The 21414-nt window shown below is 70.6% G+C and carries 17 protein-coding genes; 6 read left to right on the top strand and 11 right to left on the bottom strand.

Annotated features, from left to right (window positions below):
• Positions 1-15 precede the first annotated feature (15 nt).
• Positions 16-1464 (bottom strand): amino acid adenylation domain-containing protein, encoded by a 1449-nt coding sequence (locus ACERZO_RS18655; RefSeq protein ID WP_372665947.1) that lies wholly within the window; start codon positions 1462-1464, stop codon positions 16-18.
• Between the two features lie 116 nt (positions 1465-1580).
• On the opposite strand from ACERZO_RS18655, the gene ACERZO_RS18650 reads away from it, so the two are divergent.
• Positions 1581-2333, top strand: a complete 753-nt coding sequence (locus tag ACERZO_RS18650) for an SDR family oxidoreductase (RefSeq protein ID WP_372665946.1) — start codon at positions 1581-1583, stop codon at positions 2331-2333.
• A 27-nt stretch (positions 2334-2360) separates the two neighbouring features.
• Here ACERZO_RS18650 and ACERZO_RS18645 read toward each other — a convergent pair whose 3' ends face one another.
• Positions 2361-3710 (bottom strand): caspase, EACC1-associated type, encoded by a 1350-nt coding sequence (locus tag ACERZO_RS18645; protein ID WP_372665945.1) that lies wholly within the window; start codon positions 3708-3710, stop codon positions 2361-2363.
• Positions 3711-3957: 247 nt separating this feature from the next.
• On the opposite strand from ACERZO_RS18645, the gene ACERZO_RS18640 reads away from it, so the two are divergent.
• On the top strand, positions 3958-7092 hold the full coding sequence (locus tag ACERZO_RS18640; RefSeq protein ID WP_372665944.1) for a PA14 domain-containing protein: 3135 nt from the start codon (positions 3958-3960) through the stop codon (positions 7090-7092).
• Here the strand turns inward: ACERZO_RS18640 and ACERZO_RS18635 are convergent.
• Positions 6974-7522, bottom strand: a complete 549-nt coding sequence (locus tag ACERZO_RS18635) for an MmyB family transcriptional regulator (RefSeq protein ID WP_372665943.1) — start codon at positions 7520-7522, stop codon at positions 6974-6976. The genes ACERZO_RS18640 and ACERZO_RS18635 overlap by 119 nt on opposite strands.
• Between ACERZO_RS18635 and ACERZO_RS18630 the strand changes: the two genes are divergently transcribed.
• Both ACERZO_RS18630 and ACERZO_RS18625 read left to right on the top strand, forming a co-directional pair.
• Positions 7521-8267, top strand: coding sequence for an MBL fold metallo-hydrolase (locus ACERZO_RS18630; RefSeq protein ID WP_372665942.1), 747 nt, complete (start codon positions 7521-7523; stop codon positions 8265-8267). The two genes, ACERZO_RS18635 and ACERZO_RS18630, sit on opposite strands and share 2 nt — an antisense overlap.
• An 11-nt stretch (positions 8268-8278) precedes the next feature.
• Positions 8279-9646 (top strand): carboxylesterase/lipase family protein, encoded by a 1368-nt coding sequence (locus ACERZO_RS18625; RefSeq protein WP_372665941.1) that lies wholly within the window; start codon positions 8279-8281, stop codon positions 9644-9646.
• A 3-nt stretch (positions 9647-9649) separates the two neighbouring features.
• Here the strand turns inward: ACERZO_RS18625 and ACERZO_RS18620 are convergent, their stop codons facing one another.
• Both ACERZO_RS18620 and ACERZO_RS18615 read right to left on the bottom strand, forming a co-directional pair.
• Entirely contained in the window at positions 9650-10393 is a 744-nt protein-coding gene (locus tag ACERZO_RS18620; protein WP_372665940.1) for an alpha/beta fold hydrolase, read from the bottom strand.
• On the bottom strand, positions 10393-10782 hold the full coding sequence (locus ACERZO_RS18615) for a DUF1330 domain-containing protein (protein ID WP_372665939.1): 390 nt from the start codon (positions 10780-10782) through the stop codon (positions 10393-10395). The genes ACERZO_RS18620 and ACERZO_RS18615 overlap by 1 nt, the downstream gene beginning before the upstream one ends.
• Positions 10783-10833: 51 nt before the next feature.
• Here ACERZO_RS18615 and ACERZO_RS18610 point away from each other — a divergent pair, with 51 nt between their 5' ends.
• Positions 10834-11433, top strand: coding sequence for a TetR/AcrR family transcriptional regulator (locus ACERZO_RS18610; RefSeq protein WP_372665938.1), 600 nt, complete (start codon positions 10834-10836; stop codon positions 11431-11433).
• Between the two features lie 966 nt (positions 11434-12399).
• Positions 12400-13203, top strand: coding sequence for an AfsR/SARP family transcriptional regulator (locus ACERZO_RS18605; protein WP_372665937.1), 804 nt, complete (start codon positions 12400-12402; stop codon positions 13201-13203).
• A 274-nt stretch (positions 13204-13477) separates the two neighbouring features.
• Here the strand turns inward: ACERZO_RS18605 and ACERZO_RS18600 are convergent, their stop codons facing one another.
• The 6 genes from ACERZO_RS18600 to ACERZO_RS18575 are packed head-to-tail and all read right to left on the bottom strand — an operon-like array spanning position 13478 to position 21393.
• Positions 13478-14890: a hypothetical protein gene (locus ACERZO_RS18600; protein WP_372665936.1), complete on the bottom strand. Its 1413-nt coding sequence runs from the start codon at positions 14888-14890 to the stop codon at positions 13478-13480.
• Between the two features lies 1 nt (position 14891).
• Positions 14892-15833 (bottom strand): hypothetical protein, encoded by a 942-nt coding sequence (locus ACERZO_RS18595; protein ID WP_372665935.1) that lies wholly within the window; start codon positions 15831-15833, stop codon positions 14892-14894.
• Positions 15834-15836: 3 nt separating this feature from the next.
• Entirely contained in the window at positions 15837-17096 is a 1260-nt protein-coding gene (locus ACERZO_RS18590) for a hypothetical protein (RefSeq protein WP_372665934.1), read from the bottom strand.
• 12 nt (positions 17097-17108) lie between these two features.
• Entirely contained in the window at positions 17109-18437 is a 1329-nt protein-coding gene (locus ACERZO_RS18585; protein ID WP_372665933.1) for a hypothetical protein, read from the bottom strand.
• 33 nt (positions 18438-18470) lie between these two features.
• Entirely contained in the window at positions 18471-19511 is a 1041-nt protein-coding gene (locus tag ACERZO_RS18580; protein ID WP_372665932.1) for a hypothetical protein, read from the bottom strand.
• Between the two features lie 40 nt (positions 19512-19551).
• Positions 19552-21393 (bottom strand): hypothetical protein, encoded by a 1842-nt coding sequence (locus ACERZO_RS18575; protein ID WP_372665931.1) that lies wholly within the window; start codon positions 21391-21393, stop codon positions 19552-19554.
• Positions 21394-21414: the final 21 nt, after the last annotated feature.

The raw sequence follows: 21414 nt of genomic DNA, 5'->3' as shown, positions 1-21414 counted from the left end.
CCTTGCCGGACGACATCACGCGTCGGGCGCAGGCAGCTCGCGACGGTTCAGCTTCCCGTTGGGCAGCAACGGCATCCGGTCGAGGACGAGCACCCGATGCGGGACCAGGTGCGCGGGCAACCGGCCGGCGAGCGCGGACCGCAGGTGCCCGGCGTCGGCGGGGCCCACGACGTAGCCGATCACCCGCCCGTCGCGCAGCGCGGCGGCGGCGCGGACCACCCCCGGCTCCCGTAGCAGCGCGTCCTCGATCGCGCCGAGCTCCACCCGTTGCCCCCGCTGCTCGATCTGGTCGGTGCTGCGGCCGAGGTAGTCGTGGTTGCCGTCGGCGCGGGCCCGCACGACGTCGCCCGTGCGGTACATCCGCGCCCCCGCGACGAACGGGTCCGCGACGAACAGCGACGCGGTCAACGCGGGTCGCTCGCGGTACCCGCGGGCCACGCCCGCGCCGCCGATGTAGAGCTCGCCGATCCCGCCCGGCTCGACCGGCCGGAGCGAATCGTCGAGGACGTACGCGTGGACGCGGGGTATCGGCGTGCCGAGCGGCACGATCGCGGTGTCGCCGAGCACGTCGACGTCCGGACGCAGCAGGAGGGAGTCCACAGTGGTCTCGGTGAGGCCGTAGGCGTTGAGCACCACCGAGTCCGGGTGCAGCCGCCCGGCGAGCTCGCGGAAGTCGGCCGCGGGCCACCCCTCCGAGCCGACCGACAGCAGCCGCATGGCGGGCAGCTCACCCGCGCGGCCGAGGGCTTTCGCCTGGGCGGGCACCAGTTCGGTCGCGTCGCCGCCGTGGCGGCGGAACTCGGCGAGCAGCTCGACCGGATCGGCCACCGCCTCGCGGGTCGCGATGACCATCGTCCCGCCGGCGAACACCGAGCGCAGCAGGTCGGCGAAGAAGAGGTCGACGCCGATCCCGATGACGGAGACGAAGGTCAGCGGTTCCTCGCGCAGCCGGAACAGCTCGTCCCACGCCGCGAAGACGTGCTCGAGGTGGCGGTGCTCGACGCCCACCGGCTTGGGCTTGCCCGACGAGCCCGAGGTGTACATGACGTAGGCGAGGTTCTCGGGCCGGAGCTCGACGTCCGGGGCGTGATCGGGCTGCCCGGCCACGGCGTCGCGGAGCCGCACGTCGTCCGCGACCTCCGTGGTGTTGGTGAGCACGAGCGAAACGCCCGCGTCCGCGCCCATCCAGGCCACGAGGTCGGCCGGGTACACCGGATCGAGCGGCAGGCAGGCCGCCCCGGACTTGAGGACGCCGAGCGCGCCGACCGCCATCTCGAACCCGCGGTCCATCCGCAGTCCCACCAGGTCTTCGGCTCGCAGGCCCCGCCCGGCGACGTAGTGGGCGACCCGGTTGGCCTCGCGGTCGAGCTGCGCGAAGGACATGCGCTCGCCCGCGTACACGAGAGCCGTGGCGTCCGGGGTCTCGGCGACCCGGGCCGCGAAGTGGTCGAGCAAGCGTTCCATCAGTCCCCCCCCCCCCCCCCCCCCCCGGACGGTCCTGCTCCCCATCGTGCGCGACCGGCCGCGCTCCCGCACGCTGGAGGGGCCGCGCACTCCGCGCGGTGGTGGGAGGAGAGAGTGTGCGCATCGCCGTGGCCGGAGCGGACGAGCTGGCCGGACCCCACGTCGTCGACGCGGCTCGCCGGCGCGGCCACTCGGTGGCGGCGCTCCCGACCAGCGTCGACCTCTTGGACCAAGCCGGGTTGAGCGCCGCCCTGGACGGCGTCGACGCCGTGGTCGACGTCAGCAATTCCGCGTCCCTGGACGAGGAGCCGGCCCGGCGGTTCTTCACCGGCGCCGCGGCCAACCTGCAGCGCGCCGGCGCCGAGCGCGGGGTGCGGCACATCGTGACGCTGTCGGTCGTGGGGATCGACGACACCGGTTTCGGCTATTTCCGCGCGAAGGTGGACCACGAGCGCTCGGCGGGTTCGGGTCCGGTCCCCGCCACGATCGTGCGCGCGACCCACTTCCACGAGTTCCCCGGGCAGCTGGTCGGCCGGACCCGCGACGGCGACCACGCGACGGTGTTCGACCTGCGCGTGCAGACCGTGGCCGCGACGACGGTGGCCGCGGCGCTCGTCGAGGTCGCCGAAGGACCCGCGCAGGGCCGCACACCGGACATCGCCGGCCCTGAGCCGGCCGAGGTGCTCGACCTCGCCCGCGCCTTCGTCGACCGCTTCGACCTGAGGCTGAAGCTGCGAACCGACGACCGGACGGTGACGGGCATCGCCGAGAACGGCCTCCTCCCCCACCCGGGCGCGACCATCCTCGGGCCGAGCTACGCGGAGTGGCTCGACAGTCCCGAGGCCGCCGCCCTGGCCACCGGCGGCTGACCCGCTCCGGACGGGTGCGGCCCGGGGTCAGATCAGGTCCGGCCGCAGCCGGGGATCGCGGCTGAGCAGCTCCCGTTCCGTCCGGAACAGCCGAGGGCCGCCGAAGCGGCCGAGCGCGGCGAGCAGGTTCTCCTGGTCGGCGTCGAAAGCACCGATCGGGCCCAAGGTGACGTAGCCCAGATCGTGCAGCTGCCGGGACAGACCGGGGGTCCCGGGAACCGGCACCTCCGGCCGGTAGCGCACGACCAGCAGGTGGTTGGCGGCATAGACCTTCTTCAGCGCGGGATTCACCCCGCGCGACGGGAGCAGGCCCACGTCGGAGACGTCCGCCCAGCGCACGGTCGAGCGCTGCCGCTCGGTCGCGACGGTGATCCCGGTCGAGTCGATGACCAGTTCGGCCTGTTTCGGGGTGATCGTGGTCATCAGCAGCGTGATCAGCAGGACGAACAGTGCGGATGACCCGCCGAAGACCAGGATCGCCCACAGCCAGTCCGGGTCGTGGTTCAGCACGGCGAACAACCCGCCCATGGCCGCGGTGAGGGCGCTGGTCCCGGCGGCCATGCGGACCGCCACCTGCCGCTGCCGGCGGCGGAGTTCCGCCGGAGCACGCCGGAATGTGACCTGGCGGGGCGACGATTCGCCTTGTGGCGCCGGTTCTCCCGGCCCCCGCGAAAGGCACAGGCTGCCGGCGGTGTTGGTGGCCCGCCGTTGCGGCCGCGGCAGGCTGCGGGCAGCCAGTTCCCGGTCCACCCGCAGGTAGATCTCGTCCATCGTCAACGGGGTGTCGTTGCCCAGCGCGTCGAGCAGCGCGCCGGTGAACGCGGTGAACCGCTGTCCGTGTGGTGCGTAGGCGGGCGCGTTCGCGGTCGTCGAGGCGAGCGTGTAGGTCCCTGCCGCCTCGAGCTGAGCACCGATCAGGGATGCGTCGGCGGCCATCACGTCGATGGCGCGGCCCGCGAAACAGCAGTCGAGGATCAGCACTCGTGCCTCGGCGGGGCTGGCGCCGACGTCCTCCCGCAGCAGGTCCACCGCGAGGGCGCTGTACTTCAGCGACGAGGTCTCGGTGTGGTGCAGCGCCAGGTGCAGCCGGCCGCGGTCGTCGATGAGGCCGTGACCGGCGTAGTACACGAGCAGCAGGTCCCGGGCCTGCTCCGCGTGCCGGTTCAGCAGCCGGCCGGCTTCGGCCACCGAAGCGTCATCGGGGACCGTCACGCAGTTGCCGGCGGCGAACACACCGGTGCCGGGATCGGTCAAGCGGCTGCGCAGCGCCAGGAGGTTTTCGTGCACGGCCGGCAAGCCGGTCAGCCCCGGGTCCCGGAACCGGCCGGCTCCCAGCAGTACCGCGTGCGAGCGCGCACGGTCGGGGAACCGGCTCACTCCGGCTGATCCGGTCCGAGCGCCGGCCGCTTCGGCTCATCCGCCGGAGACAGACTCATACCGTCATGATGCCCAACTCGGGCGCGAGCGGGGACCGGGTTGGGACGCCGGACGCGAGGCGGCCCCGGCCGACCGCGGCAGTCGGCCGCCGAGATACCGACATTCGGCGGTATCTCGGAGTCCAACTTGTCTGATTGGATCGCCCCGGAGCGTTTTACAACGTTGTAAAAGTGAAAAGGACCCGCCGATGAGAAGAGCCGCTTCCGTCCTCGTCGCCGCGCTGGTGGCGCTGGGCGTGGCATCCGGCACGCCGCCCGCAGGCGCCGCCGAGCCCGTCCACGGCTTGAAGGCCGAGTACTTCACGCCGTCGGCACCAGACGCGCACGACTTCGCGAACCTGGCCGGCACCGCGCTCGACGGGGAGGTCGACCATCCGGACCTGACCTCGGTCTTCGGGCTGGTCGCCGGGCGCACGGAGCACACGACCGCCCGGTGGAGCGGACAGCTCGCCGTGCCGCAGACCGGCGACTACACGTTCTACGCCATCGGTGACAACGGGTTCCGGCTGTTCCTCGACGGCGCGCCGGTGATCGACCACTGGGTCGGCGACTGGGACAAGGAACAGACCAGCGCGCCGGTCACGCTGACCGCCGGCAAGCAGTACGACTTCAAGCTGGAGATGTTCCAGGACACCGGCGGCGCCAACATGTTCCTGCGCTGGTCGAGCCCGGCCATCGCGAAGCAGATCGTGCCGCTCTCGGCGTTCACGCCGCCGGCCGACTTCGCCGTCGTGCCGCGCACGGCGGACATCTCCCCGGACGGGCGCACCCTCGCCGCCGACTTCGGCGGCCGGGTCTCGGGAACGAACGACCTGCAGGACCACCTGCGCATCGAGGTCGACGCGACGCCGATGCCGATCGCGTCCATCACTACGTCCCGCACGCGGGCCACGATCCGGCTGGCCGAAGAAGTCCTGAAGGGTCAACGGGTCACCCTCTACTACGACGGCGCGGGCGCCCTCGCGGTGAACGGCGCGAAGGTCGGCAAGGCCGGGCGCATCGTCGCGAACGCCTCGACCGAGCGCCTCCGGACGCCGTGGGGCGAGAACGTCGACACGCGCCACCCGCTGCCGGAGTACCCGCGGCCGCAGCTCGAGCGCGAAAAGTGGGTCAACCTCAACGGCCCGTGGGAGTTCTCCGCCGCCACGGAAGGCCAGCAGCCGACGTTCGGCAAGCGGCTGCCCGAGAAGGTGGTCGTGCCCTATCCGATCGAGTCGCAGCTCTCCGGCCTCGAACGGCACGAGGACCACATGTTCTACCGCCGCACGGTCACCGTCCCGCGCGACTGGAAGATCGGCGGCGGGCAGCGCCTCAAGCTCAACTTCGGCGCGGTCGACTACCAGGCCAAGGTGTGGGTGAACGGCAAGCTCGTCGCAGAGCACACCGGCGGCTACACGGCGTTCAGCGCCGACATCACCGACGCGCTCAAGCGCGGTGACGAGCAGGAGATCGTCGTCGCCGTCACCGACACGACCGGCCCGTACCAGCCCAAGGGCAAGCAGTCCCCCAACCCCGGCGGGATCTTCTACACGCCGTCGTCCGGCATCTGGCAGACCGTGTGGCTGGAGCCGGTGGCGGACAAGGGCATCGACGAGATCAAGACGACGCCCGACCTCACGACGAACTCGCTGGCGCTGAACGTCAAGTCCGCGGGCGGCGCCACCGTCACGGCGGTCGCCAAGGACGCGCGCGGCCGGCAGGTCGGCACGGTCAGCGGGCCCGCCAACGCGAACCTGAAGCTGCCGGTGCCGAACCCGCACCTGTGGACGCCGGACGACCCGTACCTCTACCAGCTGGAGATCAAGCTGGGCGGTGACAAGGTCAAGAGCTACTTCGGCATGCGGTCCACCGGCATCACGAACGTCAACGGCGTCCCCAAGCTGACGCTCAACGGCAAGCCGTTCTTCTCCCTGATGCAGCTGGACCAGGGCTTCTACCCGGACGGCCTGAACACCGCGCCGAGCGACGACGCCCTCGTCTTCGACCTGAAGGCGCAGAAGGACCTCGGCTTCAACGCCGTCCGCAAGCACATCAAGGTCGAGCCGGCCCGCTGGTACTACCACGCGGACCAGCTGGGACTGCTGGTGTGGCAGGACTTCGTGTCGCTCGACGACGGCAACAACGCCGGGGCGCAGCAGGCGTGGCTCAGCCAGGGGCTGGAAGAGATGCACCAGCTGCAGAACTACCCGTCCGTCTACGCCTGGATCGTGTTCAACGAGGGCTGGGGCGAGTGGGACAAGGCCGCGACCGGCCGGATCACCGACCAGGTCAAGGCCGCCGACCCGAGCCGGATCGTCAACGCCCACAGCGGGGTGAACTGCTGCGCCTCCAAGGGCGACTCGGGCGCGGGCGACGTCATCGACCACCACGACTACAACAACACCGACCCGGCGCGTCCGGACGGCAAGCGCGTCGCGATGGACGGCGAGCACGGCGGCTTCACGCTGCGCACGCCGGGGCACCAGTGGCCGGGTGCGCCGATCGCGATCTACAGCGGCGTGCAGGACAAGGCGGCGCTGACGGCGAAGTACGTCGACAACACCCGGACGTTCTACCTCGGGCAGGCGCGGGCCGAGCTGTCGGCGTCGGTCTACACGCAGGTCACCGACCTCGAAGGCGAGCTCAACGGGCTCTGGACCTACGACCGCAAGCGCATCAAGGTCGACCCGGGTCCGGTCCGCGAGATCAACCGGCGCGTGATCGAAGCCGGGGCGAACGCGGGCAAGCCCTACCCGTACGCGGGCAAGGGCTCGTGGAACCTCGACGAGCGCGGAGGGACGACCGCGAAGGACTCGAGCGGCGGCAACAACCCGCTGACGCTCACCCCGGCCGGGGCGGCCTTCAAGGACGGCGCGCTGCAGTTCACCGGCGGCTCCGCCGACACCTACGGCCCGGTCGTCGACACGACCGGTGACTACACCGTGTCCGCGAAGGTGCGGCTCGACCAGCTGCCCGGCAACTACGCGACGGCGGTGAGCCAGGACGGCCGGGAGCGGGAGAGCCCGTTCTACCTGCAGTACGGGCAGGGCGCGTTCGCGTTCAGCACGCCCGGCGGCAACCGGGCCCGGTACGAGGTCGTGCCGGAAATCGGCCGCTGGTACCAACTCACGGGTGTGCGCGCGGGCAACGAAATCCGGCTCTACGTGGACGGCGTGAAGGTCGCGACCGCCCCGGCCGGACCGGCGCTCGTCGGCACCGGCGCGTTCACGGTCGGGCGCGCCAAGTACGACGGCCGCAACGTCGACTTCTGGAGCGGCGCGGTCGACGACGTCGACGTGGTCGGCAAGGCGTTGACGGACGCGGAGGTCGCCCAGCGCTCCTGAGGCCGGAGCCGGTGCGGTGTGGGGCTGCCGAGCGGTCCCGCACCGCACGGCGCGCCGACCAGGAAGTGGCGCGGGCGAGCAGGTCGAGTGCCGCCTGGGACGGTGACCCGGGTTCGCTGGTGGCGACGACGAGCGTCTGCTCGGCCGCGTGCGCGGGGGTCATGGCCTGCTGGTGGACCACGACGTCGCCGACCAGGGGATGCCGCATCGCGTATTCGGTCGCCGCGCAGGCCTGGACGCGGTGATCGGCCCACCACGCGGCGAATTCGGGGCTCTTCGTGACGAGTTCCCCGATCAGCGCGTTGAGCAGCTGGTCGTCGCCGTGGCGGCCGGCGGTCAGGCGCAGGTTGCCGACGACCGCCTTCGCCTTCGCGGTCCACTGTGGATAGAGGTCGCGGGTGTGCGCGTCGAGGAAGACCAGCCGCGCCATGTTGGGCCGGTCGGCGGGCCGGGCGGGCGTGCTGCGCAGCGGCGGCCGCACGATCCTCGTCGACACCGGCGTCGGCAACCACAAGGAGCGGCCCTACTCCCCCGTCTGGAGCCACCTCGACACCGGCTTCCTCGGTGCTCTCGCCGCCGCCGGCGTGCAGCCCGAAGACGTCGACCTCGTCGTCAACACGCACCTGCACGTCGACCACGTCGGGTGGAACACCCGCCTGGACGGGCGCGCCTGGGTGCCGACCTTCCCCAACGCGACCTACCTGATGCCCCGCCGCGACTTCGACTTCTGGAACCCCGCCAACGAGCACCGGCCCCGCCTCGGCCGCGGCAACCAGAACGTCTTCGAAGACAGCGTCGCCCCCGTGCACGAAGCCGGGTTGACGCAGTTGTGGGACGGCTCGCACCGCATCGACGCCGACCTGCGCCTGGAACTCGCGCCCGGCCACACGCCGGGATCGTCGGTGCTGCACCTGGAGTCCGGCGGGGACCGCGCGCTGTTCGTCGGCGACCTCGTGCACACCGCCCTGCAGATCGCCGAGCCGGAAACCAATTCCTGCTTCTGCGAAGACCCCGCCGCCGCGCGAGCCACCCGACGCGACCTGCTCGGCCAGGCCGCCGAAACCGGCGCGCTCGTCTTCCCCGCCCACTTCGGCGGCCACGGCGCCGCCCAGGTGAAACGCGACGGGACCCGGTTCGCGATCGCGGACTGGGCCGGCTTCCCCCGCAGCGCCTGAAAGGAATCGCCGTGCCAGCCCAGGAAAATCCCGTCGTGCGGACGCCGGCCGGTGCCGTCCGCGGCGTCCGTGACGCCTTCGGAGAGCGCTACCGCGCCATCCCGTACGCCCTGGCGCCCACCGGCGCGGGCCGCTTCGGCGAGCCGTCGCCGCACCCGGGGTGGCCCGGCGTCCGCGACGGGACCGCGCCCGGGCCGACCGCGCCCCAGCCGGCCCGGGACTTCGGCCGCCTCGACATGACCCCGTACTTCGGGCCCGGCTGGGTTCGCGGCGCGGACTACCTCACCGTCGACGTCCGCACGCCCGCGGCCGGCCGCGGGCAGCGCCCGGTGCTGGTCTTCGTGCACGGCGGCGGATTCGTCACCGGATCCGCCCGCGCCGCGCTCTACGACGGCCGGGCGTTCGCCCGCGACGGCGTCGTCCTCGTGACCGTCCAATACCGGCTCGGCGTCCCCGGATTTCTGTCGCTCGAAGGCACCCCGGACAACCGGGGCCTGCTCGACGTGCTCCTGGCGCTGCAGTGGGTCCGGGAAGCCATCACCTCGTTCGGCGGCGACCCCGGCAACGTCACGGTGTTCGGCCAGTCCGCCGGCGCCACGCTCGTCGGCAGTCTCCTCGCCACGCCCCAGGCAAAGGGCCTGTTCCGGCGAGCGATCATGCAGAGCGGCAGCGGCACCGGCGCGTTCACCCCCGAGCAGGCCCACCGGGTCACGACCGCGACGGCAGCGGCGCTCGGCACCCCACCGACGGTCGAAGGCTTCGCCGGCCTCCCGGACGAGCGTTTCCTGGAGGTCCAACCCGCACTGTCCGGGTTGGACCTCCGCACGGACACCGCGACGGATCCCCTCGTCGGCTTGAGCCCGTTCAGCCTGGTACTGCCCGCGCAGGCCGCCGACGCGCTCACGTCAGGCCCGGCGGGTGACGTCGACCTGCTGATCGGCACCAACACGGAGGAAGGGAACCTCTACCTGGTCCCGCAGGGAAAGCCGGACACCGACGTGCCGCTCGGCGACGTGCTGTTCGGGAAGGGGACGGCGCGTATGGCGGACGCGCACGCGCGCGTCGCCCCGGGCTGCACGTACGTCTACTCGTTCGGCCACCGTTCCACTGCCTTCGACGGTCGCCTCGGCGCCGCGCACACGGTCGAGCTGCCGTTCGTCTTCGACGTGGCCGACGAGCCGTGGCTGCACGGCGAAACCGGCTTGCTCGGCCCCACCCCGGCACCCGAAGCTCTCGCGAGGCGCATGCACGGCGCGTGGACCGAATTCGCGACGACGGGGAACCCGGGCTGGCCGGCGCACACGACGTCCGCCCCGGTGACGCATCGGTTCAACGCACAAGATGGTCGTGTGTCCCGGGCCCGGCCTGCCACCCACTGAGCATCAGCCGAGGCCGACCCAGAACCCGGTCAGCATCGCGGCGGCACGGGCCGGCTCGTGGGTCATCCACCAGTGACCGAGGCCGTCGAGAACGGCGACCCGGGCCCCGGCCCGGGCGGCCGCCCGACGGCGTTGCGCTTCGGTTCCGCCGACGTGGTCGGCCGTGGCCAGGATGGCGAGCCCCGGCCGGGCCGCCGCCCGTTCCAGCGGCAAACCCAGGCCGGGCTCACCGGCGGACCGGTACACGGTGAGCACCGCGCGCCCCATCACCTCGTCCTGCCCCGCCGCAACGCGGGCCGCGACAGCCGGGCCCATCCCCCGCTGCACCAGCACGGCCGTCCGCGCTTCGGCCGTACCACCGAACCGCGCGGCGACGTCGGCCTCACCGACTCCGGGCGTCCGCCAGCGCCGGGCGAGTTCGTGCCACTCGTAGCCCGGGTCGTACATGCCCAGCGCGTCGCTGACCCAGCTGCGCACGAGGTCCGGCCGGCTCAGCACGACGTTGACGACATGTCCACCACCGAGATCGTGACCCACCAGGTCCACCGGCTCGCCCAAAGCTTCCAGTTCGCCGATCAGCCAGTCGCGGTAGTCGGCGCGAGTGGCCCCGAACCCGCCGGGCAGCGGCGCACCGAAGCCGGGCGGCGACAGGCAGACCAGATCCGAACGCGACGGCGCGAGCTCCGCCACCAGCAGGTCCCAGACCGCGGCCGTCTCCGGGTTGCCGTGGACGAACACCGCGGGCATCAGACCGCCACCGGCGTCGTCGGCTGCAGGACCGATTCCACCAGCGCTTCGGTGCGCAGGTGGGTGATGGCCTGGTATTCGGGATCGCGCACCATGGCCGCGAAGGCCCGCCGGTCCGGATAGCGCACGAGCACCACCATGTCCCAGGCTTGCCCATCCTCGGCGACGAGCGCCGGCCCGCCGGTACCGAGGTACTCGACCTTCAGGCCGTAGCGGGCGTTGAGCTCGAGGCGCAGGGCTTCGGCGTAGCGCTGATAGCTTTCGCGGCCGCCGTCCGGACGGAACCGCAGCAGGTTGAGCATCACGACCGGGCCACCGGGGTCATCGGCGAGCAGGGCGTCGAGGGCGCGGTCTTCGATTTCGATCATCAGGGCCTCCTTGGCCACCACCTTACACATACTTGTTGACTAACACGCAAGTTGATTTGCTAGGCTCCGCCCATGCCTCCCGCCCGCCGCACCCAGCAGGAACGCCGAGAGCAGGCCGAAGCCGCGCTCCTGACCGCCGCCGCCGAACTGGTGGTCGAGCAGGGAGTGCGTTCGCTGACGCTCGCCCGCGTCGGAGAACGCGCGGGCTACAGCCGCGGCATCGTGACCCACCACTTCGGCGGAAAGCAGGCCCTGATCGAGCGGCTGGCGCGGGCCACGCAGGCGGGATTCGTCCCAGGTTTGGAGGACGCACCCCCCGGCCTCGACCGGCTGTTGCGCCTGATCGACGGCTACCTGGGCGAACTCGGCCGGATCGGCGTGTTCAACCAGGCATTCCTGCTGCTGTGGGCGGAAGCGGCCACCCAGCCAGACCTGGCCCCCACGTTCCGCGAGCGCGACAAGGCCTTCCGCGCAGACCTACGCGAGGACATCGAGGCCGGCATCGCAGAGGGCACGATCGACGCGGAGGTGGCCGCGAACGAGGTCGCGACCGCGGTCGTCGGGCAGCTGCGCGGAATCGCACTGCAGCGGCTGCTGGATCCGGAGAGCGTCGACACCGAGGCGTTGCGCCGAAGCGTCACCAACCAGTGGCGCCGCGCTTTGGCCCCATAGCCTCGACGTCCGACGCGGAGCGCCCACCAATTGGAGGAACGGCAGGTCGACACCTTCCAGCGCACTCAGGAGATCGCCGTGGCATAGGACGCCCGCAGGCCCGGGAACGCACTCGCACGCAGCATCGGTACGTTCGGCGCCACCGCGCAGCCCTCGAAGCCGCCGCCGATCTGGTCGCCGAGTGAATCGGCAAGACCCAAACCGCCGCGCCGAGGCGAAGGCACACATCGCCGCATGACCCCAGCAGCAGCGGCTAAGCAAGGACCAGATCCGCGACCTTGCCGAACGACTCGGCGACATCCGGAAACTACTGGCCACGCCGACACCGAACGTAAAGTGTCGACCTACTGGCAGCTCCATCTGCACGCGACACTCCTGATAAATGACTGGCCTGCAACTTGAGCGAATCGTTGCCAACTAACTAATTACGCCGCGCGAATGACAGCACTGCAGCTGATCGCTTCCCAAATACCCGACGGCAGCGCGGTAGATTCCCACGTCTGCGTGTTCAAAAGGAACTTGACCCCCTTCGCATGGAATCTTTCGTGTCCCCCGGGGGGGGGGAATCCGATTGGCGCCGGCCGTGCGACAGCAGCGACACAAGACAACCGCGGCCAAGGCAGGCCGTCGGAGCAACGCCGCAACGAGCAGCCGCGGCGGCTTTGGTCGCATTCGGACGCAGCTTGTCGAGTGATTTCGGATGGCGAACGGGTGACGTCGCCGCCAGAGCGGCACAACGAGGCCAAGAAACGCGACTTCGCAATACGGCAATGTCATTCGGAGTGGCCGTACGGACCGGGAAACCGGCGACGCGCTGAGCCGTCATGCCAACGTGGAAGCGCACCGGCAGATCAAAGCAGCGGCCGCACCGTTACTCGCGTGTCTGATCACATCGGCAGAACGTGACGGGCCGGTGACGACACCGTGACTAGTCTCGTTTCACTATCGGGTACGGAGGGTAGAGCGGTGACGGAATGGATCAAAATGCTGGCAGGGGACGCCAGCGACGAGGCCGCGGTCATTCTCCACCTTTTCGGCGGTCCGTTTGTCACTATCGGGTCCCGGCGGATGGCCATTCCCGATGGCAGCAAGCGCCTCGTCGCATTCGTCGCGCTTCACCACCATCGCGTGCAGCGCCGGTACGCCGCGGGCACGCTCTGGCCCATCGGGGATGATCTGCGCGCGGCGGGAAACCTGCGGACCGCGCTCTGGCGGCTCAACCAAAGCGATTGCCCGCTGCTGACCGCGGACAAGTCGTCGCTCGCGCTCCGCACCGAGGTGGTCGTGGACCTCCGGATCGTGAGTCAATGGGCGAGCAGGCTCATCGACGGCTCCGCTTCCGGTTCGGATCTCATGATCCGGCCGTGGGGTGTCGACGTACTGGACTTGCTGCCCGGCTGGTACGACGACTGGGCGCTGATGGAACGCGAACGAGTCCGCCAGCGCCTGCTGCACGCGCTCGAAGCCCTGAGCGCGGCCCTGGTGCGCTGCGGACGCTGCGCGGAGGCAGTCGAGGCCGCCATGCTCGCTGTGGGCTGCGAGCCGTTGCGGGAAAGCGCGCAGCGGACGTTGCTGCAGGCCCACCTTGCCGAAGGCAACTGGATCGAAGCTCGGCGGCATTTCGAGGCCTACCGGAGCCTCCTGCTGCGCGAACTCGGCACGGAGCCACCGCCGGCCATGGCCCGGGTCCTGCGGCAGATGGTTCGACGGAGACAGGCGTCCGAGGAGTCCCCCAGGGTACCCGCGACGACGGCCAGTGCCCGGTCCTGACCCTCACGTCGATCACGACGCGGGCAGCACCTCCGTGAATTGCCGAAGGAACGTCCTGACCGCCTCGAGCGCACGTTCCGTCTCTGAGAATGACGTTATCGCATCCGCGGAACGGCCGCCGACGTCCCGGTTCCGGCGAACGGTGATGAGGTACGAAGCACCTTGCGCCTCGATCCTGATGAGGCAGATTCCGGTCCGCTGCGGGGAATGACCCATGCCGGCATCCTTTACTGGCCGCGTCACCGCACCGTTCGGCTGAAAATCACGGCCCGGATCATCGACGCATTGACTGGGTACGGGCCGCAGCCGGCGCCCCGCCGGCGGAGCTCGCTGCCTGCCTCTGGTCAGGCTTCTTCTCCGGCTGCGGCGCCGCATTCTCCGGCTGCGCCGCCTTCTTCGCCTGCTGCGGCGGTGTCTTCTCCGGTGCCTTCGGCGACGGTGCCGGGGGTGGTGGCGGCGGCCGAAGCGCGGTGTCGAGCCGCTGCGCGCGGTCTTTCCGCTCGGTGGTCCGCGCGGCCGTCCGCGTCTCCCGCTCGCGCGCGATCCGGTCCGCCTCCGCCTGCGGGTTGATCGTGTTCACCCGGATGCGGGCGGCGTCGGCACCGGTCACCAGCCGATCGAGCGGGACGTAATCGGTGCGGAAGATCAGTTCGACGCCGCTGTCGAGGTCGACCGAGGTGTCGAGCTCCTCGGTGGTGCTGGTCCGGTCCGTGGTGACGTAACCGATCGTGTTCTGCACCTTGGCCTCGGCGCCCCACGGCCCGAACTTGGCGCCGATCTTGCCACTGCTGGTGTTGTGCAGGTCGAACTGCGATCCCTTGTCGTTCTCGGCGACGCTGCTCGCGTCGATGTGGAACCGCATCGAGGCGTTGAGCCGGCCGCTTTCGACCACGATGCGCTGCATGCCCATCTGCACCATGGTGGCGAGCAGCTGCTGCCGCCCGCGTGCCAAAGCCTGGCGGGCGAAGGGGACCAGGGACTCGGGATCGCCGTCGGCGGGGACGACCTCGCCCTCGGGCACGCCGAGGGCCGAACGCAGCGCGGCCTCGGCGGGAGGTGCCACGCCGGGGCGCAGCACGAGCCGGGTGGCCGCGTCCCGTTCCGCCTGGCGCTCGCGCCGCTCTTCGGGCTCGAGGCCGGTCAGGTCCTCGTCGTCTTCGCCTTCGCCCTCGCCCTCGATGACGAAGCTCCCGGGAAAGCGTTCAGCCAGCCATTCGCGTGCGCCGGAGACGCCGACATTGCTTTCGGCGAATCCTTCGGTCGTCTGCGCGACGTTGCGGAGCAGCTCGACGAACGCGGTTAGCTGCTGCTGGTTGGAGTCGTTCATCGCCTTGAAGACGCCGGTGATCAGCTCGTTGACAAACCTCGGGAAGGAGACCGCGCCGAGCGTGTCGCGGGTCGTCTGCGCAAGCCGGCCGGTGGCGACGCCGGAGAACTCCGAACCCGCGTTCTGCGCCCGCGCCAGTGCCGGACGCGGGCACCCGGCCGCCGCCTCGGCCTGGTCGAGCGCGACCGATCCGATCCGGGCCAGTGCCCCGGCCAGCTCGCGCCTCGTGTCGCCGGCCAACCTCGCGAACCCGTGCTGGGCCGAGAGCAAGCTCCGCACGCCCTGGCGCGCGTCGCGCCGGGGAACGCCACCTTCCGCCCGCACCGCGGGCGTCTCCGGAGCACGTGACGGCAGGGCCATCTCAGGCCCCCACCGTCGACCACGGCGAGGCCGGGGGCACGGAGGCGGCCGGCTGGGTCGCCGCACCGATGTCCAGCGTCGCCTCGATCCAGTCGATCGCGGAGCCGACCACCGGATCGCCGATCGCGGCCAGCCGCGCGCCCGGGCCGCCGAGCCGGTCCGACACGTCGGCGAGCCAGGCGAGCACGGTCATCCCGGCCCGCCCGCGCCGGACGTACGGCGCGGGCGGCTCGAACCGCACCCGCGCGATCCGGGCGATACCGGCGACCACGCCCCAGGTGTCGCGCGCCGCGAAGGCCCTGCGCAGGTCGGGATGGCCGATGACGGCGAAGGCCTGCCGGAGCGAGGCGATGATCTCGCCCGCCATGAAGGCGGTGATCCCGCCGCCGGCCTCGCCCAGGTTCTCCGCCAGGTCCCGCGCCGCCCGGTGGACGCGCGCCTGCTGGGCGGTGCCGCCGTAGGGGTCGCCGGTCGGTATCTCGTCGAGCTTGTAGAGCGCCTCGCACAGCTCGAGCATGCGGTCCTCGAACCCGACGTTGCGGTGGGCGTCGGCCGCCACCGGGCCGTGGGCGGTGCCGAACAGCCGGGAGAAGAAGGCGATGCGCTCCGCTGCGCTGACCCGATCGTGCCTCCGCCGCCACCAGTCGGCGAGCAACGGTTCCGCGCCGCCGAGATCGATCGCTGCCGCGCCGGTCGACGCGAGGCCCGCCAAGGCTTCGACCGCCGGGAGGATGCCCGCGGACTCCAGGTCGGCCGAGAGGTAGAGGGTGGCCAGCGCGCGCAGCCGCGCCTCGCCGATCCGCGCCGCGGCCGGCTCGGGGAGGTCGATGTCGCCGAGCTGGCCGAGGGTGAAAGCGAGACCGTGCGCGGTGGACCGGGCTGCCAGCCCCTCGCCCGCCGACAGCGCGGAGGCCAGCAGCGCGTCGGCGACGGGCACGATCACGGTCTACCCCTTCCCGGCGCCCTGGGTGGGCGGCTCGTTGGGGTTGTAGGGCGTGCTGTTGCCCTGGATGACCGACATCATCTGCGGCGTGGCCATCTTGTCGAGCGGTAGGTAGTCGCTCTTGAAGTTCACGCGGACGTCGCCCGAGAGCTTGGCCTTCACCTCGGCCCGTGCCTCGCTGGTCTCGTCGACCGCGGAACCCACGGTCGCGACGTGCTCCTGTTCGCCTTCGAAGGCGGCGCCGGCCGAGAAGGGCGTGTACCAGCTGCCGTGGCTGGTCTGGATGCTCTCCTTGTGGCGCTGCGCCTCCCGGTCGCGCATTGAGGCAGCGTAGTGGCGCTGGGCCGTGTCGCTGGCGCGCATGTCGAACACCACCTTGGCGTTGATCGAGCCGTCGGTGACGACGATGCGGCTGATGCCCAGCATCACCATCGAGGACAGCAACTGCTGGCGTGACTTCGCCATCTGCAGCCGGGCCGCTGTCACCAGGCGGAGCTCGGCGTCGGCGTCGGAAAGGTCGGTGATCGGCGGGTTCACATTCATGTCCCGGCTGATCTCGGCCAGCCGCACGCCTGCGTCGCCCGTAGCCTCCAGCCGAGACTTCGGCTGCGCGGCGTCCTCGTCGTCGGCCGTGGTGTCGCTGACCGAGAGCACGTCAGGGTAGGCCTCAGAGAGGTAGCCGCGGGCCGCGGCCTCGCCGATGTTGTCCCGCATGAACTGTCCGGTCGTCTTGGCGACGTTGGCGATAAGCTCGCCGTAGGCACGCATCTGCTCGATCGAGCTCTCGACGATCGCCTGGAAAACGTTCTTGATCAGGCCGCCGACGAACTTCGGGAAATCGACCTTCTGCACCAGCTCGCCGAACTGTTCGACGCCTTGGCGGGCGGCCCCGGCTTGGAAGTCCCGGCCGGCGAAGCCGGGGCTTCGCGAGAGCTGCCGCTTGGTCGCCTCGACCGGGTTCTCCTCTGCTTGGGCGCGACCCACCGGCGAGGCGGCGAGCGCGCCCGAGCGGGGAAGGTCACCGCTCGCCTCCCGGGCCGCGACCTCGCTGTGCACGCCACCGGGATCGGTCATGTAGGAGAGCACCCGGACCGTGTCGCCGGCGATCCGCCGCCGCTCGTCCTCAGGCAAGCTGAGGAAGGCGGGCGTGCGCATCAGCAGCTGGAACACCTCGGGCCGTGCCGCGCTGACGGCGGCCGCGCTCGTCGGTGGCGGTGCCACGACGCTCCTGCCGGCCGGATGTTCGGCGATACTCGTGTCCATCGCTGTCGCCTCTCAGCCTGCCGTCCGGGCGGCCGGCGCCGCCGCGGGAGGGGTCACGACCCCACCGCTGCCGTCGGCAGCAGCGGGGGTGGGCGCGGCCACCGGGCCGGGCAGGACGTTCGGGTCCGCGGGCGAGGCGTTGCCCTGGATGGCGGCGATCATCTGCGGGGTCGCCATCCGGTCCAGCGGCAGGTAATCGCTCTTGAAGTTCACGTCGACCGCGCCGGTGAGCTGGATCTTGGTTTGCAACGCGGCGTCGTTGACCTCGGAGGCCGATGTCTGCGCGGTGATGATCGGCTTGTTCTCGTACTTGTACCCACCCTTGGCGAAGTAGTCTGCGTCGTAGCCGCCGTTGCCGTCCTCGTCGGGAGTGCCTCCGCGGACGCGGGTCGTCTGGACGTTGCCGTACCTGTCGCGGGCCACGTCCACGGCGCTCGCGCTCCGCCGGGCACTCTGCCGGTCCTGGGCGCGCACGTCGTAGATGATCTTCGCCGAAATGCGCCCATCGGCGACGACGATCCGGTTGATCCCCATCAGGACGAGACTGGCCATCAGCTGCTGACGCTGCTTCGCGAGCTGGATCCGGCTGCTCTCGACCAGGGCGCGTTCGGCGTTCTCGTCCGAGAGGTCGAGGCTCTCGAGCGCACCGTTGCCGAACGACAGTTTGTTGTTGACCCGCGCGAGCGCCGCCTGCTCGTCGACGCCCTCCCGCAGCTTGAGCCGGGGCTCGTCGCTCTCGCTCCATTCGTCGGTGCCGAGCTCGAAGACGTCGGGAAACTGGTCGACGAGGTTTTCCCGCCCCTGCAGCGGTGCGACGTTGTCGTCCATGAACTGGCGCAGCGATTGGGCGACGGCCGCGATCATCTCCTGGTAAGCGCGCATTTGCTCGATCGAGCTCTTGACGATCGAGCTGAACACGCCCTCGATGAGACCCGAGACGAACTGCGGGAACTTGACCTCGTTGAGCAGCATGCCGGCGACCGCCGCTCCCTGCTGCGCCGCGGACGCCGTGAACTTCGCCTGCCCGATGTCGTCGACCGCCTTCTTGCGTTCGCTCCAGCTCGCCTCGGCGGCCGACTTATCGTCACCGGCCAGTGCGCGAGCGGCGGGGGTACCGACGCCGTCCGGGATCCGGCTGCCCTCGATACCCTCCGGACGGGACAGGTAGCCAGCGATCAGTGCGGTGTTGCCCGCGATCGCTTTCCGGTCCTCGGCGGGCAGGGCGCGGAACGCCGGCGACCGGGTGAGGAGGTCTGCCACTCCGTGCCGGACGACCGGATCGGGAGTCGGTACGGCGGACCGTGCTTCCCGCCGCGGGGCGATGATGGGGGTGCCGGACATGATCACGGACCTCTCGAACTGGACGGGCGGGGTTCAGACGGCCTGCAACGCCTCCTGCGGCAGCTCGAATTCGATCGGCCGCAGGTAGAGACCGACGCGGGGCGGGGACTGGGCGTCGGTGCGCAGGCTGACGATCGAGAAGCGGCCCGGCCAGTTCTCGTCCTCGGGGGTGAAGGCCCCCATCCAGCGTTCCAGTGCCGCTAGGCCGCGGGGCCGCTCGGCGAGCCCCATGGTGAGCAGGCTGAGGAAGCTGGGCGGCACGTCGGGGATCGCCGACAGCAGCACGTAGATCTCGAAGTCCGGCCCCGCCGGCCCTTCGCCGAAGGCGAGCAGGGCACTGTGCGCAGGCAGTTCGAACCGCCCGCCGAGCACCAGTCCCAGCAGCTGCATGATCCCCGGCAGGCGGTGGCCCAGGCCGAGGGCGTCCAGCACCGGCTGGAGATCGGCGAGCCGGAGCGGCTGCGTGCTCGCGAACGTGAGCCGCTGGCCGCCCAGATCGCGTTGCGCGGCCAGGGTCGTGAACAGCGGGTGCAGGCCGGGGACGAGGTGGAGCGCCGCCTGGACGATCCGCTGCAGACCAGACGGCAGGTCGTCGATCGCCCCGCGGCCGCCCGGGAGCTCGTAGTAGACCTTCGAGGCGTACAGCCCGTCCCGGTCGTAGCTCGAGCCGAAAAACGCCCCGTAGTCGAGCTTCCCACCGGTGGCGAAGCCCCGGAACGGTTCGCTGGCGCCGTCGAACCAATGGAGCGCATCCCGGCCTATGAAGTCGCGGAGCAGGCGGCGCATCTCGCGGGTGGACTCGTCCCGCCGGTCCACCGATCCCGCGTCCGGCGACAGCGGTTCGATGGTGAACCGGAGCTTGCCCGGCTGGAACTCCGAGAAGCTCGGCTCGAACGGCGCGGCCATCGGCATCAGCGCGTTGCGGCGGTAAGCGTCGGCCGGGTACCGGAAGGTGCGCATGAGCAGGTCACGCGACGGCGTGTAGGGATCAGCAGTGCCCAGTGAACGGGCGGCCGACCGGAGCCGCCGCTCGACCTTCGCGACCACCGGCTCGCCGGCTGGATCGAATGGCATGGTCTCTCCTCCCGTGCGCGGACCGGGGTTCGCCGCGACCTCACTGTGTCCGGGCATGCCCGTTGCCGGCGCCGAAGTCCGCACGCAGTGGGGCATAGCCGTGGCCGAGCCCGATGCCGACGTCGCCGAGACCGTCGAGCATCTCGCGGGCCATTGCGGGGATCGGGATCGGCTTGGACGTCATCGTGGGCGTGGTCCGCGGTTCCTGGGCCAGCCTCTCGATCTCGCTGTCCGAGGTCGCCGTGTCCGCCAGCCAGAGCTCGCAGGCGTTGACCAGGTCGTAGTCGTTCGGGTCCCTGGTGGCCTTGTGGCCGCCCGCCACCGGCGGGTTGCGCACCACGTCGATGTCGATCAGCGGGCCGGACGTCTGGTGGATGCGGGTGACGTTCCCGGCCAGCCAGGCGGTGATGATCGTGCCGCAGCTCGCCAGCGTGCGGTAACGAGAGCTGGTACGGGCGCCGCCCAGGTAGTAGGTCGCGACCTGGTCGACCACCTGCCACATGTCTTTAGCGCCGTAGCAGCCGAGGATCTCGGGGTCGCCCAGCAGCTTGATGATCCCGTTGACCTGGAATTGGATTTCGCGCGCGGCGTAGTGAGCCATGCCGTAGCCGTGCAACGAAAGGTTGGACGCGAGGTCGCGCGCAGCTTTGCGAACCTGCTGGTGACTGATCGGGCTGGGCATCCCCGAGCGCAGCAGCGAGTCCACTTCGCTCTGCCGGACGAAGGAGGATACGGATGAGACGAACCGGAGCCACAGGTCGTTGAACTCGCGGTTCACCTGGCCGCCGGGATCACCGCCCGGGATGCCGAGTGTGATCGACGCGAAGTTGCGCCGCTCCTGCTCGCTCATCCGGTTGGGCGCGTCCCGCCAGTAGCGGTAGAGCCGCCGGCCGGCCTCGCCCGGGCCGATCGGCAGGTCACCGTGCTGGAACTGCTCCACGATGGAGTCGACGACCTGGAAGACTTTCAGCTCCTCGAACATGGCGGAAACGATCATCGCTCCCATCGCCCGGACGTTGTCGGTGACGATGTTCTGGTCGAAGATCTGGTCCAGGTCGGGGAGATCGAGGACGGAGTCCGCGATGTCGTCCTCGAACCCGATGTTCTGGATCTTGTTCAGCTGCTCATTGACTTTGCGGCGAAGCTGTGGCTCGTTCGGCCTGACCTTGGCCTTGGCCAACCCGCGCATCACCCTGGCGAACTCCTCGCACCGCACCGTGGGGGTGACGCCGCCGGGTCCGTCGGGGTCGCCTTCGATGGCCAGCAGCGCGAGCACTTGGTCGGCGAGCGTGCCGTAGCTGCGCGCCTCGCCCACCGCCTGGAAGAAGTCACGGGTGAACGTGCCCCCGTCGGGGTGGTCCCAGTTTGGGTAAATGGTCTTCTTTTTCGAACTGACTGGCCCCTTGCTGCCGGTATTGTCCCCGCGTTGCGGCACGATGGCCACGGGTGGCGGCTGCGCGCCGTCGACCATCAGCAGGCCGAGGGTCAGCGTGGTCAGTGTGATCGGCAGGGCACCCTTGGGTGGGTTCGGCGACGACAGAGCAGCCTGGAACGCGGCAAAGCTCTCGAACGGGTCGAAGACCAGCACGCCGTTCTCGTGCGTGCGCAGCTCCGGGGCCATGAGCTTCTGTTCGTTGAGCAGGGTGCGGGTCGCGACGAACAGAGGATCGCAAACTTCGGTCGCCTCAGCTTTTGCGCTGGCGCTGCCGGCGAGTTCCGCGAGCACAGCATTGGAGAGATCGAGCTCAGCCTGTTCGCCGCTGCTGAGGGTGCGCTTCTTCGCCACCACCGTGAGTCGCGCGACAGTGTTCACATGGCTGTCTCGAGACTGTGTCTCGCGCTCGGCGAGATCGACGAAGCGGGTACCTGGATCGATGGGCATGGATTCATCTCCTCGATGCGT

It is taken from the genome of Amycolatopsis kentuckyensis (assembly GCF_041679295.1).
Classification (GTDB): domain Bacteria; phylum Actinomycetota; class Actinomycetes; order Mycobacteriales; family Pseudonocardiaceae; genus Amycolatopsis; species Amycolatopsis kentuckyensis_A.
This window is presented reverse-complemented; position numbering and strand designations above follow the sequence as displayed.

Excerpts from the sequence above, each read along its gene's own strand:
- ACERZO_RS18655 (WP_372665947.1), bottom strand. The coding sequence starts at position 1,464 with ATGGAACGCTTGCTCGACCACTTCGCGGCCCGGGTCGCCGAGACCCCG.
- ACERZO_RS18640 (WP_372665944.1), top strand. The coding sequence starts at position 3,958 with ATGAGAAGAGCCGCTTCCGTCCTCGTCGCCGCGCTGGTGGCGCTGGGC.
- ACERZO_RS18630 (WP_372665942.1), top strand. The coding sequence starts at position 7,521 with ATGTTGGGCCGGTCGGCGGGCCGGGCGGGCGTGCTGCGCAGCGGCGGC.
- ACERZO_RS18635 (WP_372665943.1), bottom strand. The coding sequence starts at position 7,522 with ATGGCGCGGCTGGTCTTCCTCGACGCGCACACCCGCGACCTCTATCCA.
- ACERZO_RS18620 (WP_372665940.1), bottom strand. The coding sequence starts at position 10,393 with ATGCCCGCGGTGTTCGTCCACGGCAACCCGGAGACGGCCGCGGTCTGG.
- ACERZO_RS18610 (WP_372665938.1), top strand. The coding sequence starts at position 10,834 with ATGCCTCCCGCCCGCCGCACCCAGCAGGAACGCCGAGAGCAGGCCGAA.
- ACERZO_RS18600 (WP_372665936.1), bottom strand. The coding sequence starts at position 14,890 with ATGGCCCTGCCGTCACGTGCTCCGGAGACGCCCGCGGTGCGGGCGGAA.
- ACERZO_RS18590 (WP_372665934.1), bottom strand. The coding sequence starts at position 17,096 with ATGGACACGAGTATCGCCGAACATCCGGCCGGCAGGAGCGTCGTGGCA.
- ACERZO_RS18585 (WP_372665933.1), bottom strand. The coding sequence starts at position 18,437 with ATGTCCGGCACCCCCATCATCGCCCCGCGGCGGGAAGCACGGTCCGCC.
- ACERZO_RS18580 (WP_372665932.1), bottom strand. The coding sequence starts at position 19,511 with ATGCCATTCGATCCAGCCGGCGAGCCGGTGGTCGCGAAGGTCGAGCGG.
- ACERZO_RS18575 (WP_372665931.1), bottom strand. The coding sequence starts at position 21,393 with ATGCCCATCGATCCAGGTACCCGCTTCGTCGATCTCGCCGAGCGCGAG.